The sequence below is a fragment of the Streptococcus danieliae genome, from assembly GCF_009767945.1.
Classification (GTDB): domain Bacteria; phylum Bacillota; class Bacilli; order Lactobacillales; family Streptococcaceae; genus Streptococcus; species Streptococcus danieliae.
The window spans coordinates 1-383 of sequence record NZ_WSRS01000227.1; the positions used below are offsets into that span (position 1 = coordinate 1).

The following is a 383-nucleotide window of genomic DNA, read 5'->3' on the forward strand; positions in this document are numbered from 1 at the left end:
TGGAACTTTCTTTTACTTGATGCTCACCTGACATCAATTTAGTTGAAACATTTACTAGAGAACTTGTAGCATCCTTACTAGATTTACCGTTGACATAGGATGTAACTTTACCTGTTTCATCAATGACAGGAACTACCTGACCACCAGACGATACAATACTTTGATAGTCCATCAGCAATTGTTCTGCCTGTTTCTCTTCAAGCATAGCTCGATAGCCTGTCATTAAGGCCTGATACTTGCTTTCTGCTTCAAACATTGCAGATTTCATAGGCTCTAATTCACTTTTTGCTTGTTCCAAAGCCAGACTCTTTTGTTCCAAATCTAATTTAATAGCACTTAGTTTTTCTTTAGCCTTAGCTAGGTTTTCAGATGACTGCTCTAAT

The 383-nt window shown here is 37.3% G+C and carries 1 pseudogene; it reads right to left on the reverse strand.

The annotated features are described in order from the left end of the window. Positions 1-383, reverse strand: a pseudogene (locus E5983_RS10280) (hypothetical protein); the annotation flags it as partial.